At 73.7% G+C, this 13,599-nt stretch carries 12 protein-coding genes and 1 riboswitch; of the genes, 3 read left to right on the top strand and 9 right to left on the bottom strand.

Annotated features, from left to right (window positions below; all coding sequences use genetic code 11):
* Nucleotide 1 precedes the first annotated feature (1 nt).
* The 3 genes from AA0005_RS02115 to AA0005_RS02125 form a co-directional block, all read right to left on the bottom strand.
* Nucleotides 2-1,396, bottom strand: a complete 1,395-nt coding sequence (locus tag AA0005_RS02115) for a DUF2079 domain-containing protein (RefSeq protein WP_413451778.1) — start codon at nt 1,394-1,396, stop codon at nt 2-4.
* Nucleotides 1,393-4,029 (bottom strand): lysylphosphatidylglycerol synthase domain-containing protein, encoded by a 2,637-nt coding sequence (locus tag AA0005_RS02120; protein WP_413451779.1) that lies wholly within the window; start codon nt 4,027-4,029, stop codon nt 1,393-1,395. Before AA0005_RS02120 ends, AA0005_RS02115 begins: the two co-directional genes overlap by 4 nt.
* Before the next feature lie 90 nt (nt 4,030-4,119).
* Nucleotides 4,120-4,881 (bottom strand): CPBP family intramembrane glutamic endopeptidase, encoded by a 762-nt coding sequence (locus AA0005_RS02125; protein ID WP_413451780.1) that lies wholly within the window; start codon nt 4,879-4,881, stop codon nt 4,120-4,122.
* Between the two features lie 98 nt (nt 4,882-4,979).
* A riboswitch (SAM riboswitch) is annotated at nt 4,980-5,065 on the top strand.
* A 6-nt stretch (nt 5,066-5,071) separates the two neighbouring features.
* Between AA0005_RS02125 and AA0005_RS02130 the strand changes: the two genes are divergently transcribed.
* From AA0005_RS02130 to AA0005_RS02140, 3 genes are read left to right on the top strand one after another with little or no spacing between them, the layout of a single operon-like run.
* Entirely contained in the window at nt 5,072-6,049 is a 978-nt protein-coding gene (locus AA0005_RS02130) for a methionine ABC transporter ATP-binding protein (RefSeq protein ID WP_413451781.1), read from the top strand.
* A complete protein-coding gene (locus AA0005_RS02135; RefSeq protein ID WP_413451782.1) occupies nt 6,046-6,723 on the top strand; it encodes a methionine ABC transporter permease in 678 nt (225 codons plus the stop codon). Before AA0005_RS02130 ends, AA0005_RS02135 begins: the two co-directional genes overlap by 4 nt.
* A gap of 23 nt (nt 6,724-6,746) precedes the next feature.
* The gene (locus AA0005_RS02140) at nt 6,747-7,592 is read left to right on the top strand and encodes a MetQ/NlpA family ABC transporter substrate-binding protein (RefSeq protein WP_413451783.1); all 846 of its coding nucleotides are present in this window, start codon (nt 6,747-6,749) and stop codon (nt 7,590-7,592) included.
* Nucleotides 7,593-7,674: 82 nt separating this feature from the next.
* Here the strand turns inward: AA0005_RS02140 and AA0005_RS02145 are convergent, their stop codons facing one another.
* From AA0005_RS02145 to AA0005_RS02170, 6 genes are all read right to left on the bottom strand, one after another.
* Nucleotides 7,675-10,044 carry a heavy metal translocating P-type ATPase gene (locus tag AA0005_RS02145; protein ID WP_413451784.1) on the bottom strand — a complete coding sequence of 790 codons (2,370 nt, stop codon included), beginning with the start codon at nt 10,042-10,044 and terminating at the stop codon, nt 7,675-7,677.
* 20 nt (nt 10,045-10,064) lie between these two features.
* Complete coding sequence (locus AA0005_RS02150) at nt 10,065-10,319, bottom strand: heavy-metal-associated domain-containing protein (protein WP_413451785.1); 255 nt, start codon at nt 10,317-10,319, stop codon at nt 10,065-10,067.
* A gap of 24 nt (nt 10,320-10,343) precedes the next feature.
* Nucleotides 10,344-10,625 carry a metal-sensitive transcriptional regulator gene (locus AA0005_RS02155; protein ID WP_152188789.1) on the bottom strand — a complete coding sequence of 94 codons (282 nt, stop codon included), beginning with the start codon at nt 10,623-10,625 and terminating at the stop codon, nt 10,344-10,346.
* Nucleotides 10,626-10,690: 65 nt separating this feature from the next.
* Complete coding sequence (locus tag AA0005_RS02160) at nt 10,691-11,353, bottom strand: vitamin K epoxide reductase family protein (RefSeq protein WP_413451786.1); 663 nt, start codon at nt 11,351-11,353, stop codon at nt 10,691-10,693.
* Nucleotides 11,354-11,480: 127 nt separating this feature from the next.
* On the bottom strand, nt 11,481-12,980 hold the full coding sequence (gene purB, locus AA0005_RS02165; protein ID WP_413451787.1) for an adenylosuccinate lyase: 1,500 nt from the start codon (nt 12,978-12,980) through the stop codon (nt 11,481-11,483).
* A gap of 43 nt (nt 12,981-13,023) precedes the next feature.
* A complete protein-coding gene (locus AA0005_RS02170; protein WP_413451788.1) occupies nt 13,024-13,524 on the bottom strand; it encodes a low molecular weight protein-tyrosine-phosphatase in 501 nt (166 codons plus the stop codon).
* Between the last annotated feature and the right edge of the window lie 75 nt (nt 13,525-13,599).

Raw genomic sequence — 13,599 nt, forward strand, 5'->3', positions numbered from 1 at the left:
GTCAGTCCACGCGGCGGGCGACCTGGTATCCCCCGCGGTCGAGGACGGTCTCGTAGTCGGTGCCCGGGTGCTTGCCCTCGGCGTAGCGGGCGGCGTCCTCGGGCGGTGCGCCACCCCACGTCGGACCCTCGCGGTCGATCACGTAGTAGTCCGGGGCCGGGTTGTCGGCGGTCCCCGACCACAGTGCCGTCGTCGTCGGCACGAGGCGGGCAAGGAGGGCGATGTCGCTGGCGACGACGGCGCCCTCGGGGACCGTGTCGAGCACCTCCTGGGCGGCCGCGGTGCGGGGGGAGGCGCGCCACGTGTCCGGGCGGGCCAGGTCCGCGACCGGCAGGCCGGGAGCCGCGAGGACGACGGCGAGCCAGGCGGCCCCGACTGCGACGGCGGTGCGCGCAGGGCGGCGCTCGGGCGTCCCGGGCTCCGGCCGCGGACCGAGCGCGTCGAGCAGCGCGGCCGCGGCGAGCGGCATGAGGACGGCGTCGTAGTGCCACTCCCAGGTCCAGTAGAAGGGCACGTCGCCGAGGAAGCGCCAGGCCAGGGTGGGCACGGCGGCGAGGAGGATCGGGGAGCGCACACCGACGACGCCCGCCGCGAGGACGAGCAGCAGCACGGTGACGACCTTCTCGCCGGGGCCGAGGACCCCGGCCAGCGCGGTGAGCGGGTCCCCGAGGACGTCGCCGACCGAGAGGTTGTCGGTGTAGTCGTAGCGGCCGCGCGGGTTGAGCGCGGGCAGGACGACCGCCGTCGCGAGCACGAACCAGGCCACCCCCCACCCGGCCAGACCGAGGCCGGCCCGGCGGGCGCCGCGCCACCACATGACGAGGCCGAGGACGGCGACGAGCAGCCCGAGGTCCTCCTTGACGAGGACGAGCGGCGCCAGCCACAGCACGCTCGTCCGCCACCGGCGCTCGAGCAGCGCGCACAGCCCGAAGGCGAGGAGGGGCAGGGCGAAGGCGATCTCGTGGAACTGGCTGCGGACCGCGCCCTGGATGCCGTGGGAGAGCACGTACGCCGCGCCGAGCGCGAGGCCGGGCCAGCGCCCTAGCCGGCGCACGGCCAGCGCGGTGAGCGGCCAGGCGGATACCGCGACGAGCAGCGCCTGGAGGACGAGGAGGCTGAGGCCGGACGGCGCGACGGCGTACACCGGGGCGAGGAGGACGAGCAGCGGGTGGAAGTGGTCGCCGAGGAGGTTGAAGCCGTCCCCCTTTATCGGCACGACCGGCGCCTCGAGGCCCGCGTAGGCCTTGGCGAGCTGGGTGAAGATCGCCAGGTCCCACGACGGCGCCTCCAGCCGCCGCCACTGCAGGACGGCGACGAGCACGTAGACCGCGGCCGCGGCCACCGCCACGACCCAGGCCTCCGGCGCGCGCCACCGCGCCGGGAGACGCTCCGTCACACCGCACCCCGGCGCTGGAGGTGCTGCAGGGCCAGCCAGCCGAGGGGGACGCGGAGCCAGAACGTGAGGAGGCGGAAGACGAGCGCCGCGGAGAAGGCCACGCCGGCGGGGATGCCCGCGACGGTGAGACCACCGGTGAGCGCCGCCTCCACCGGGCCGATGCCACCGGGGGACGGCACGGCCGCACCGACGGTGTTGGAGGTGAGGTAGGTGATGGCGAGGGTCGTCGGCGGCAGGGTGTGGCCGAAGGCGGCCAGTGCCGCGCCGAAGGCCGCGACGTACCCGAGCGTCATGATGACGTTGCCGCCCAGGCCGATGAGCAGGCGGCGCGGGCTGCCGACCACCCACAGCACCCGCGGCCACACCTGGCGCAGCGTGGGCCCGAGCTTCTCCCACAGCCAGCTGCGGGCCGGAGGTACGCCGAGGAGGAGCGCCAGGAGCAGGACGGCGGTGATCGCCACCGCGTTGACCGCCCCGGAGGGCACCGACAGCGTGCCGGCGCTGCCGGTGACGAGCGCGATCACCACGAGCAGCAGGACGGTCGTGACGAACTGCGACACCTGGACGAGCGCGACGGTCGCGACCGCCAGCGGGGTCGCGATGCGCTGCCGGTTGAGGAAGCGCAGGTTGAGGGCGGCCGGCCCGACACCGGCCGGCGCGACGAGCGAGACGACCCCGGCCGCGACCTGGACGAGGGTGGTGCGCCACAGGCCGAGCCGCTCGGGGGAGAAGGCGACCAGGCCCATCGCGCTGCCGACGTAGGTGACGACACCCAGGACGAAGCACAGGAGCAGCCACCACGGGTTGGCGTTGCGGGTGGCGGCGACGACCTGCTCGAAGTTCAGCGTGCCGAGCAGCAGCCACACGGCGACGACGGCGATGGTCACCATGACGACGGTGCGCATGCTGAAGCGCGCCAGCCGCATCGGCTCGACGTCCGCCGCCGGGATCTGGTCCACGAGCCGCTCGCGCAGGGAGTTGAGCAGCTCGCGCGGCTTCTCAGCGGCGGCCCGGGTGTGGGCGGTGAGGACGACCGGCTGGAGGAGCGGGGCGACCGAGGCGAGCTCCTCGCTGTCGAGGCTGCGGGCGGCGCTGGCCAGGGCGCGGTCCTCCCCGACCTTCGCGGCCGTCGCCGCGAGCAGCTGGGCGAGGTCGAGACGGCGGGACAGCTCGGAGGAGGCGATCTCCCCGTTCTCCCAGTCGAGGATCAGGACCTCACCGTCGCTGGTGACGAGGACGGCGTCCGCGCTGAGGTCGAGGTGGGCGATGCCGGCGGTGTGGGCGGTGCACAGCTGGCCCCACAGCTCGTCGAGCAGCTCGTCGCTCACCTCCTCGGCGGGGATGTCGTTGAGCCGGCGCGCACCGGCGATGTGCGCGGTGACCATGAGGACGGAGTCGCGCGACTCTGCCATCCCGACGAGGGGCGGGGTGTGGACCCCGGCGCGCTCGGTGGCGTATGCGAGGAGGGCGGCGCGGTCGGCGGCGTCGCGCAGGGAGGTCGCGCGGCGCCGCTGCAGGCCGCGTACCCGCAGCCGGGACCACAGGGAGGAGAGGTAGCCGACGACCTGCCGGTCGCCGTCGAGCACGGTGACGTACCAGCGCCGTCCCTCGGTGTCCCACACCGAGTACACGCGGTGCGCGCTCACGGGGTCGAGGCTGACGCCGTCAGGGCTCGCGGAGGAGGCGACGACGGCGAAGGGGTCGGTGAGCACGTCCGGCACGATCGAGTCGCTCCCGCGGGAGGAGCCGGGCCAGGTGGGCACGCCGTCGGGGCTCTCGACCTCCCCGGGGCGCTCGGTGAAGCCGATGGGGGAGGAGGTCGTGACGGTCCACGCGCCGACGTCCCCCTCGACGGGGTCCAGGCGCACGACCTTCACCGGGTCGAGGCCGGCCCGCCGGACGCCCTGGACCAGGGCGATGCCCTCGGCGCGCTCGTTGATGACGCCGACGGCGTAGCGCCCGGCCAGCCCGACGGCGCGGCCGATGAGGACGGTGACGACCGCCCCCGGGAGGGTGAGCGCGCCGCGGATGACGGTGAGCGCGAGGACGACCCACAGGAGGTTCCACGACCACCGCACCGTGGGCCGGTGCGCGCGGGTGCCGACGGTGGTGAGCAGCGCGGCGAGCGCCGCGACGAGCGGGTTCATCGCGACGACGGCGTCGCCCTCGGAGGTGATCGTCAGCCCGACGGACAGCGCGGTGGGCCCGTAGGTGTCGAGCAGGAGGACCGCGCCCAGGGTGACTGCCCCGGCGACGGCGGCGGCCGCGAGCGCCTCGAGGACGGCTCGCCACCGGCGGCGGACGAGCTGCATGGCGATGACGAAGAGCGGCAGGATGAAGGTAGCGACACCCTCGAGGACGGTGACCGGCAGCAGGAGGATCTCGCGCAGCACGAGGGCGACCGCGGACTGGACGTCCTCGGTCACGCCGATCGCGGTCGCGTGCGCGTAGACCGCGAGGAGGAGGACGACGGCGATCCCGAGCGCCGAGAGGACGAGCTCGAGGACGTCACGGGGGCGGCGGACGCGGGTGGCCGGTGCGTCGACGAGCAGCACCTTCCGGCGCGGTGCCTCCCGTCCCTGGGCCGCGAGGCGGGTGGGCGCGGGCATGGCGTCACCCGGCCGATCGGTCATGCGCCCGAGTCTAGGGGCTGACCCCCGCCGCTCCCCGGAACCGACCGGTGTGCGATCAGCCCTACCTGACGCCGAGGGCGGCGAGCAGCCCTACCTGACGCCGAGGGCGGCGAGCAGCTCGGCCGGCAGGAGGGCGTAGCCGACGAAGGCGACGACGTCGAGCAGGGTGTGGGCGACGACGAGCGGCATGGTCCGCCGTCGGCGGCGGTAGTACTCGGCGAAGACCACGCCCATGGCGACGTTCGCCAGCCCCGGCCCGATGCCCTGGTAGAGGTGGTAGGTCCCGCGCAGCAGGGCGCTCGCGGTGACGACCGCCGGGGCACGCCAGCCGAGCTGCTCGAGGCGCTCGACGAGGTAGCCGGCCGCGACGACCTCCTCGACCAGGGCGTTCTTCAGCGCCGCGAGGACGAGGACGGGCACCGCCCACCAGTGCTGGTCGAGGGTCGCGGCCTGGACCTCGACCGTGAGGCCCAGCGCGCGGCCGAGGGCGTACAGGCCGAGACCGGGGATGCCGATGAGGGCCGCCAGCCCGGTGCCGACGGCGAGGTCCCGGCCGGGGCGGGCCAGGTCGAGCCCGATGCGGGCGGTGGCGCGGCGGCCCGGCTCGCTGAGGAGGAACAGCGCGAGCGCCACGGGCACGACCGCGAAGCCGAGGCTGAGCAGCTGGTAGGTGAGGTCGAGGTAGGGGCGCGCCGAGCGGGAGGGGTTGAGCGCCGTGGCCTGGTCCCGCAGCGGGGTGTCCGCGGTGAGCCGGGCGGCGAGGTTGACGACGGCGTAGAGGGCGGACTGGCCCAGCGACAGGCCCAGGACGATCCACACCTCGGCCCGCAGCCGGCGGGGCGTCGTCTCCATGGGGCGGTTATAGCAGCCGTGGTCCTGCGCGAGCGGGGCTCGCATCTCGCATGGTGGACATCGGTGGGTCCCTGGGAGGCGCCGACCCTACGGTGGCGCCACCATCCAGAGCAGCCGAGAGACCTGGCTCGTCGACGCTGCAGCAACCCGCTCCAACGGGTGCTCCCGCCAGGACCGATGGAGGAATCCCGTGATCAGTCTGACCGGCCTGCGCAAGGTCTACCCCGGCCGGGGTGGCCAGGAGGTCGTCGCGCTCGACGGGATCGATCTCGAGGTGCCGCGCGGCGCCGTCCACGGGATCGTCGGCGAGTCCGGCGCCGGGAAGTCGACGCTCATCCGCTGCCTCACCGCCCTCGAGCGGCCCACATCCGGCACGGTCGCCATCGACGGGGTCGCGCTCAGCGGCCTCGGCGAGCGCGAGCTGCGCCGCCAGCGCCGGCGCATCGGCATGGTCTTCCAGCACGTCAACCTCCTCGAGGCGCGCACGGCGGCGCAGAACGTCGCCTACCCGCTGCGGGTGGCCGGCGTCCCGCGCGCCGAGCGGCAGGAGCGGGTGCGTGAGCTGCTCGAGCTCGTCGGCCTCGCCGGGCGCGGCGACGCCTACCCCGCCCAGCTGTCCGGCGGGCAGAAGCAGCGCGTGGGCATCGCCCGGGCGCTCGCCGCCGAGCCGGCCGTCCTGCTGTGCGACGAGCCCACCTCGGCCCTCGACTCCGACACCACCCGCCAGATCCTCGGGCTCATCCGCGACGTCCGGGACCGGCTGGGCATCACCGTCCTCATCATCACCCACGAGATGTCCGTGGTGCGCGAGGTCTGCGACTCGGTGACGCTCCTCGACCGCGGCCGTGTGGCGCAGACCGGCGCGATCGCCGAGGTCGCGGGGGAGCACGGCTCCCGTCTCGCCCGCGCCCTCGTCTCCCTGCCCCCGGAGCCACCCGCCACCGGCCGGGTCACCCTCGAGGTGTCCTTCGCCGGCGAGGTGCCCGCCGGGCGGGTGCTCGCCGCCGTCGCCGCCCTCGAGGACGTCGACGTCTCCTCCGGCACCATCGAGACCCTCGCCGGCAGCCGGGTCGGCCGGCTGCGCGTCGTCGTCCCCGCGGGGGTGGCGGCCGACGCCGTGACCCGGCTGCGCGCCGTCGGCGTCCACGTCGAGGAGGTGGCGGCATGAGCTGGTTCCAGGACGCGCTCGACAACCGGGTCATCACCGAGCAGCTGCCCGAGGCCACCCTCGAGACCATCTACATGAGCGGGCTGTCCTCCCTGCTCACCGTGCTCCTCGGCCTGCCGCTCGGGCTCGCGCTCGTCGCGACGTCTCCCGGGGGCCTGCGTCCCAGCCGCGTCGTCAACGCGGCGCTCGCCGTCGTCGTCAACGTCGGGCGCTCCTTCCCCTTCATCATCCTCATGATCGCGATCCTCCCGCTGACGCGGCTGCTCACCGGCACCACCTTCGGGTGGCAGTCGGCGGTCGTCCCGCTGACCCTCGGCGCGATCCCCTTCTTCGCGCGGCTCGTCGAGACGGCCGTGCGGGACGTCAACGCCGGGAAGGTGGAGGCGGCGCAGATGGTCGGCGCCTCCCGGCTCGCGATCGTCGGCGGGGTGCTCGTGCGCGAGGCGCTGCCCGCGATCGTCGGCGGCATCACCGTCACGGTCATCACCCTCATCGGCTACTCCGCGATGGCTGGCGCGCTCGGCGCCGGCGGCCTCGGCGCCCTGGCCATCAACCACGGCTACAACCGCTTCCAGACCGACGTCATGGTCGTGACCGTCGTCGTGATCATCGTCCTCGTCCAGCTTGTCCAGATGCTCGGTGACCGGGTCGCGCGACTCGTCGACCACCGCTGAGCGTCCCCACGAAAGGAACCCCCATGACCTCCACCCGCACCGCGCGGCTCGCCGTCCTCGCCGGCGTCGCCGCCCTCACCCTCGCCGCCTGCGGCGACGCCGCCGACGACAGCGCTGAGGAGACCCCGGCCGCCGAGGGGGAGGTGACGACGATCGTCGTCGGCGCCAGCCCGACGCCGCACGCCGAGATCCTCGAGTTCGTCCAGGACAACCTCGCCGAGGACGCCGGCTTCACCCTCGAGACCGTCGAGTACACCGACTACGTCCAGCCCAACGTCCAGCTCGCCGAGGGCGAGCTCGACGCGAACTTCTTCCAGCACCTGCCCTACTTCGAGGCCGAGGTGGAGGAGAAGGGCTACGACTTCACCGCGTTCGAGGGCGTCCACATCGAGCCCTACGGCGTCTACTCCGACACCCTCACCTCGCTCGACGAGCTGCCCGACGGCGCCCAGGTGGGCGTGCCCAACGACCCGGCCAACCAGGCCCGAGCGCTGCAGCTGCTCGCCGCCGAGGGGCTGTTCACCCTGGCCGAGGACGTCGAGGACCCGACGATCTTCGACGTCGCGGACAACCCGAAGAACATCGAGCTCGCCGAGCTCGAGGCCGCCCAGCTGGTCCGCAGCCTCCAGGACTTCGACGCCGCCGTCATCAACGGCAACTACGCCCTCGAGGCGGACCTCAACCCGGCCGAGGACGCGATCGTCCTCGAGTCCGGCGAGGGCAACCCCTACGCCAACCTCCTCGCCGTGCGCACCGAGGACGCCGAGAGCGAGGCGATCCTCGCCCTGGACGAGGCGCTGCACTCCGACGAGGTCCGCGACTTCATCACCGAGCGCTGGCCCGCCGGCGAGATCATCGCCGCCTTCTGACAGGCGGCGCCCTCGCCCCTCACGCCGACAGCAGAGTTGTTCCAGGAACAACTCTGCTGTCGGCGCTTTGTGCCGCGGCTAGCTAGCCCGCGCGGCGGAGGCGGAGGGAGTTGCCGACGACGATGACCGAGCTGGCCGCCATCGCGGCACCGGCGATCATCGGGTTGAGCAGCCCCAGCGCCGCCAGCGGGATGGCCGCGACGTTGTAGGCGAAGGCCCAGAACAGGTTCTGCTTGATCACCCGCAGGGTCGCGCGGGAGACGGCGATCGACGTCGGGGCGGCGCGGAGGTCGCCCGTGACGAGCGTGATGTCGCTGGCCTCGATCGCGACGTCCGTGCCGGTGCCCATCGCCAGGCCCAGGCCCTGCTGCCCGGCCTGCGCGAGGGCCGCGGCGTCGTTGACGCCGTCGCCCACCATCGCGACGACCCGGCCCTCGCGCTGGAGCCGGGCGACGACGTCGAGCTTGTCCTCGGGCAGCACCTCGGCGATGACGTCCTCGGCCGGGATCCAGACCTCGCGGGCCACGGCCTCGGCGGTGGCCCGGTTGTCCCCGGTGAGGAGCATCGGCCGCACGCCCAGCTCCCGGAGCCGGGCCACCGCCTCGGCGGAGGTCGCCTTGACGGTGTCGCGGACGGCGAGGACGCCGCGGGCGGTCCCGTCCCACGCGACGACGACGGCGGTCGCCCCGGTCCGCTCGGCGTCCCGGTGGTCCCGGGTCACGCCGTCGGGCACGGTGACGCCCTGCTCGGTGAGCCAGGCGGGGCGGCCGACGAGGACGGTGCGGCCCTCGACGGTCCCGCCGACCCCGCGGCCGGCGTGGTTGGCAAAGCCGATGACCTCGGGGAGGTCGCCGAGCTCGGCGCGCGCACCGGCGGCGACGGCCTGCGCGATGGGGTGCTCGCTGGCGGCCTCGACCGCGCCGGCCAGGCGCAGCACCTCGGCGCGGTCCCCGGTGACGTCGGCGAGCTCCATGCGGCCCTCGGTCACCGTGCCGGTTTTGTCGAGCACGATGGTGTCGATCCGCCGGGTGGACTCGAGGATCTCCGGGCCCTTGATGACGATGCCGAGCTGGGAGGCGCGGCCGGAGCCGACGAGCAGCGCGGTGGGGGTGGCCAGTCCCAGGGCGCAGGGGCAGGCGATGATGAGGACGGCGACGGCGGCGGTGAAGGCCGCCTGGGCGTTCGCCCCGGCCGCCAGCCACACGACGAGCGTGCCGAGCGCGATGACGATGACCACCGGCACGAAGACCGCGGAGATGCGGTCGGCGAGCCGCTGGACCGGCGCCTTCCCGGTCTGCGCCTGGGTGACCAGGCGCCCGATCCGGGCGAGCGTCGTCTCCTCACCCACACGGGTGGCGCGCACGACGAGCCGCCCGGAGGCGTTGACGGTCGCGCCGGTCACGGTGTCCCCGGGGCCGACGTCGACCGGGACGGGCTCCCCGGTGAGCATCGAGGCGTCGACCGCGGAGCTGCCCTCGACGACGACGCCGTCGGTGGCGACCTTCTCACCCGGCCGGACGACGAACAGGTCGCCGACGGCGAGGCGCTCGACCGGCACCCGCTCCTCGGTGCGCCGGCCAGCCGCGTCCACGGTGAGCCGGGCGACGTCCTTCGCGCCGAGGGACAGGAGGGCGCGCAGCGCGTCCCCGGCCCGACGGCGCGAGCGCGACTCGGCGTAGCGGCCGGCGAGGAGGAAGGTCGTGACGACCGCCGCGACCTCGAAGTAGAGCTCGGGCATGCCGACCTCGCCCAGCGCCCCCTGCCGGGGGAACAGGTGCGGGGTCATCCGCATCCCGATCTCCCCGGCGCCGCCGAGGAGCAGCGCCCACAGCGACCACAGCGTGGCGGCGACGACGCCGAGGGAGACGAGGGTGTCCATCGTCGAGGCGCCGTGCCGGGCGGCCTTGACCGCCGAGCGGTGGAAGGGCCAGGCGGCCCAGGTGACCACCGGCAGCGACAGGGCCGTGACGACCCACTGCCAGCCGGCGAACTGGATCGCGGGGATCATCGACAGTGCGACGACCGGCACGGTGAGCACGGCCGCCACGCGCAGCCGGCGGCGCAGGTCCGCCTGGCGCCGCTCGGCGGGGGAGGAGGTGTCCTCGCCCGCGCCGTGGCTGTGCCCGGCGAGCGCGTGCTCGGTGCCGTGCTCGCCGTCGTCGTCGTGCCCGTCGTGCCCGTGCCCGCCCGGGTGGGCGGCGTCGGTGGTGCGACGGCGGGTCACGGTGGCGGCGTACCCGGCACGTTCGACGGCCGCGACGACCTCCGCGTCCGCCACCTGCTCCTCGAGGGTGAGGTGGGCGGACTCGGTGGCGAGGTTGACGGTGGCGCTGACGCCGGGGACCGCGTTGAGCTTCTTCTCCACGCGGGCGACGCACGAGGCGCAGGTCATCCCCTCGACGGCGAGGTCGATCTCACCGAACGGTGTGCTGGTGTGGGCTGGGGACGACATGGTGGGCTCCTTCGGACGGGTTAGTTGTCGACGTGGATGGCGGTGACCGTGTAGCCGGCCTCGTCGACGGCGGCGCGCAGGGCGTCCTCGTCGAGGACGGCGTCGGAGACGACCGTGACCTCGGAGGTGCCGCCGTTGCGCAGGATGACGCTGACCTTGGAGACGTCCTTGACGTCCTCCAGCTCGCGCGTCACGGCGGACACGCAGTGCCCGCACGTCATGCCCTCGACCTCCAGGACGGTGGTGCGGTCGATGGGCGAGGGGTCGGTGCTCATGGGAACTCCTTGGTGGGTAGGGAACTACGACCGGACGAGCCGGGCGATTGCCTCGCTCGCCTCGCGGACCTTCTCGGCGCCCTCCTCGTGGGAGGAGCGGGCGGCGTCGACGACGCAGTGGCCGAGGTGGTCCTCGACCAGGCCGATGCCGACCGCCTGGAGCGCCTTGGTGACGGCGGAGATCTGGGTGAGGACGTCGATGCAGTAGGTGTCCTCGTCGACCATGCGGGCGATGCCGCGGACCTGGCCCTCGATGCGCCGCAGGCGCCGGGCGTAGTCCTCTTTCGTTCCGCTGTAGCCGGCCATGTGTGCTCCCTTCCGTCGTCGTCAACGGTATACCCCCTAGGGGTATTCCCGCCACGTCGACGGCGTTACGGGAGCAGGTCCGCGCCGTACTTGAGGACGATGGCGACGACGACGGCGCCCACCCACGCCATGACGACGACGCCGTCCCAGCCCGCGCGGATGAAGGCCAGTGCCCGCTCGTGGGCGCGCGGGCGCAGGAAGAGGTTGTTCTCGCGCAGGTTGTAGTGGAGCAGCGTGGCGAAGACGAGCGTCGTCGAGAGCGTGACGAGCAGGCACCACGGGCACAGGGCGCCGATGTGGAACATCGACTGGTAGAAGAGCCAGTAGGCGAAGACGACGCCGAGCGTGTAGACGACCTGCGCCGAGAACATGAACCAGCGCGGGAAGCGCACCCCGCCCAGCCCGGCGACGGCGATCGTGATGACGACGGGTTCGGCGACCAGTCCCAGGAAGGCGTTGGGGAAGCCGAAGAGGCTCGCCTGGGAGGAGACGCCGACCGCGCCGCAGCTGAGCACCGAGCTGATGTTGCAGGTCAGCTGGGCCGCGGGGTCGGCGGCGAGGACGACCGCGTCGATCGACAGGACGAAGGACGCGGTGAGGCTGAGGCAGGCCGACAGCAGCATGGTGCCGAAGATCCAGCCGTCGGTGTGCCGGATCTGCCGCAGCTTGGGCCGTGTCTCGGTGAGCTCCACCCGCTCATCGTCCGGGCCGATTCGGACGAATCCCACGGACCAAGGTCCCCGCCGCCCGAGCCTCTCCCACCGACAGCTCACTTATCGCCGAGAGTGCACTTATCGCCGAGAACCGGATTCTCCGGCGGAGGAATCCGGCTCTCGGCGCGTGAGGACGGGTCCCTCAGCCCAGGTCGTCGAGGTGCTCGACGAGGGAGGCGGCCAGGCCGGTGTACGTCGCCGGCGTCAGCGCGAGGAGGCGCTCCTCGACGTCGCGCGGCAGGCCGAGCCCGGCGACGAGACCGCGCATGCCCTCGGCGTCGACCCGGCGCCCGCGGGTGAGCTCCTTGAGCCGCTCGTACGGGTCGGCCATGCCCTCGGCGCCCGCGACGGACGCCGCGCGCATCGCGGACTGGACGGCCTCGCCGAGCACCTCCCACGAGTCGTCGAGGTCGCGCTCCATGGCGGCGGCGTCGACGTCCAGGCCGGCGAGGCCGCGGCGGACGTTGTCGACGGCGAGGAGCGAGTGGCCCAGGGCCACGCCGATGTTGCGCTGCGTCGTCGAGTCGGTGAGGTCGCGCTGCAGGCGCGAGGTGACGAGCGTGGCGCCGAGCGTGTCCAGCAGGGCGGAGGAGATCTCGAGGTTCGCCTCGGCGTTCTCGAAGCGGATCGGGTTGACCTTGTGCGGCATCGTCGAGGAGCCGGTGGACCCCTGGGCCGCGAGCCGCTGACGGAAGTAGCCCAGCGAGATGTAGGTCCAGACGTCGGTGCACAGGTTGTGCAGGATGCGGTTGAAGCGCGCGATGTCCGCGTAGAGCTCGGCCTGCCAGTCGTGCGGCTCGATCTGCGTGGTCAGCGGGTTCCACGTCAGCCCCAGGCCCTCGACGAAGGAGCGGGAGACGGCCTGCCAGTCGGTCCCCGGAACCGAGACGACGTGCGCCCCGTAGGTTCCGGTCGCGCCGTTGATCTTGCCCATGAACTCGGCGGCCGAGACACGGCGCAGCTGGCGGCGCAGGCGGGCAGCGAGGACCGCCATCTCCTTGCCGAGCGTCGTCGGCGTCGCCGTCTGGCCGTGGGTGCGGGAGAGCATCGGCAGCTCGGCGGTCTCGCGGGCCAGGTCGGCGAGGTCGCCGACGAGGGCGAGTGCCGCGGGCAGCCAGACCTGGCGGACGGCGTCACGGATGGTGACGGCGTAGGAGAGGTTGTTGACGTCCTCGCTCGTGCAGAAGATGTGGACGATCTCGCCGACGGCGGGCAGCGGGCTGTCGGGGCCCACCGCCTCGGCGGCCGCGGCGAGGCGCCGCTTGAGGAAGTACTCGACGGCCTTGACGTCGTGCCGGGTCTCCCGCTCGATCTCCGCGAGCTCGGCGATCTCCGCGGCGCCGAAGGAGTCGACGACGCCGCGCAGGTAGGCGACGTCCGCGTCGCTCAGCTGGGGCGCGCCGGGGAGGGCGCCGGAGGTGGTGAGGTGGATGAGCCAGGAGACCTCGACGTCGAGCCGGGCGCGGTTGAGCGCCGCCTCGGAGAGGTGGTCGGCGAGCGGGGCGACGACGCCGCGGTAGCGGCCGTCGAGCGGGCCGAGCGCGATCGACGGCTCGAGGTCCGCGAGGGAGACGCGGTGGCGGCCGGGAGCCGCTCCGGCCGACAGGCTGGCGGACGACGTGGTGCTGGGCTGCTCGCTCATGACCCTCAGTCTCCCAGAGCCGGCGGGCGCCCTGCTCCACCGCTCAGCGGGCGGGCGCCAGCTGCTCCCGAAGGTGGGCCACGACGCCCTCGCAGGCCGGCAGCACCTCCTCGTAGGTGGTGACGAAGTCGGCGTCCTCGCCGAAGTACGGGTCGTCGACCTCGAGCTCGCCGGCGGCGACGGCGCGCTCGTCGAAGCTGCGCAGGAGGCGGACCTTCTCCGCGTCCTCCGGGGTCGGGGCGAGGGTGCGCAGGGCCTGCTCGTGGCCGCGGTCGAGCGCGAGGACGAGGTCGACGTCGGCGAAGCTCTCCCGGACGAACTGCTGGGCGCGGTGGCTCGTGCCGTCGAGCCCGTACCTCTCGAGGGTGCTGACGGCGCGCGGGTCGGCCGGTCCGCCGACGTGCCAGTCGCCCGTCCCCGCCGACACCACCCGCACCCGGTCCGCGAGGCCCTCCCGCTCGAGCAGGTCGCGCAGGATGACCTCGCCCATGGGGGAGCGGCAGATGTTGCCGGTGCACACGAAGGACACGGTGAAGGGGGACATGGCGGCATTGTTGCCCGGGCCCAGGGGGGAAAGCCACCGGGTGCGCAACAGGCACCCGCCACGGGTGGCGCGTCC

Origin of the sequence: Georgenia phoenicis (assembly GCF_047302425.1) — a bacterium.
GTDB lineage: Bacteria > Actinomycetota > Actinomycetes > Actinomycetales > Actinomycetaceae > Oceanitalea.

What these genes read in the sequence shown, in the direction of transcription:
- AA0005_RS02145 (WP_413451784.1), bottom strand. Translation starts at nt 10,044, where the DNA reads ATGTCGTCCCCAGCCCACACCAGCACACCGTTCGGTGAGATCGACCTC.
- AA0005_RS02125 (WP_413451780.1), bottom strand. Translation starts at nt 4,881, where the DNA reads ATGGAGACGACGCCCCGCCGGCTGCGGGCCGAGGTGTGGATCGTCCTG.
- AA0005_RS02170 (WP_413451788.1), bottom strand. Translation starts at nt 13,524, where the DNA reads ATGTCCCCCTTCACCGTGTCCTTCGTGTGCACCGGCAACATCTGCCGC.
- AA0005_RS02135 (WP_413451782.1), top strand. Translation starts at nt 6,046, where the DNA reads ATGAGCTGGTTCCAGGACGCGCTCGACAACCGGGTCATCACCGAGCAG.
- AA0005_RS02150 (WP_413451785.1), bottom strand. Translation starts at nt 10,319, where the DNA reads ATGAGCACCGACCCCTCGCCCATCGACCGCACCACCGTCCTGGAGGTC.
- AA0005_RS02140 (WP_413451783.1), top strand. Translation starts at nt 6,747, where the DNA reads ATGACCTCCACCCGCACCGCGCGGCTCGCCGTCCTCGCCGGCGTCGCC.
- purB (WP_413451787.1), bottom strand. Translation starts at nt 12,980, where the DNA reads ATGAGCGAGCAGCCCAGCACCACGTCGTCCGCCAGCCTGTCGGCCGGA.
- AA0005_RS02155 (WP_152188789.1), bottom strand. Translation starts at nt 10,625, where the DNA reads ATGGCCGGCTACAGCGGAACGAAAGAGGACTACGCCCGGCGCCTGCGG.
- AA0005_RS02120 (WP_413451779.1), bottom strand. Translation starts at nt 4,029, where the DNA reads ATGACCGATCGGCCGGGTGACGCCATGCCCGCGCCCACCCGCCTCGCG.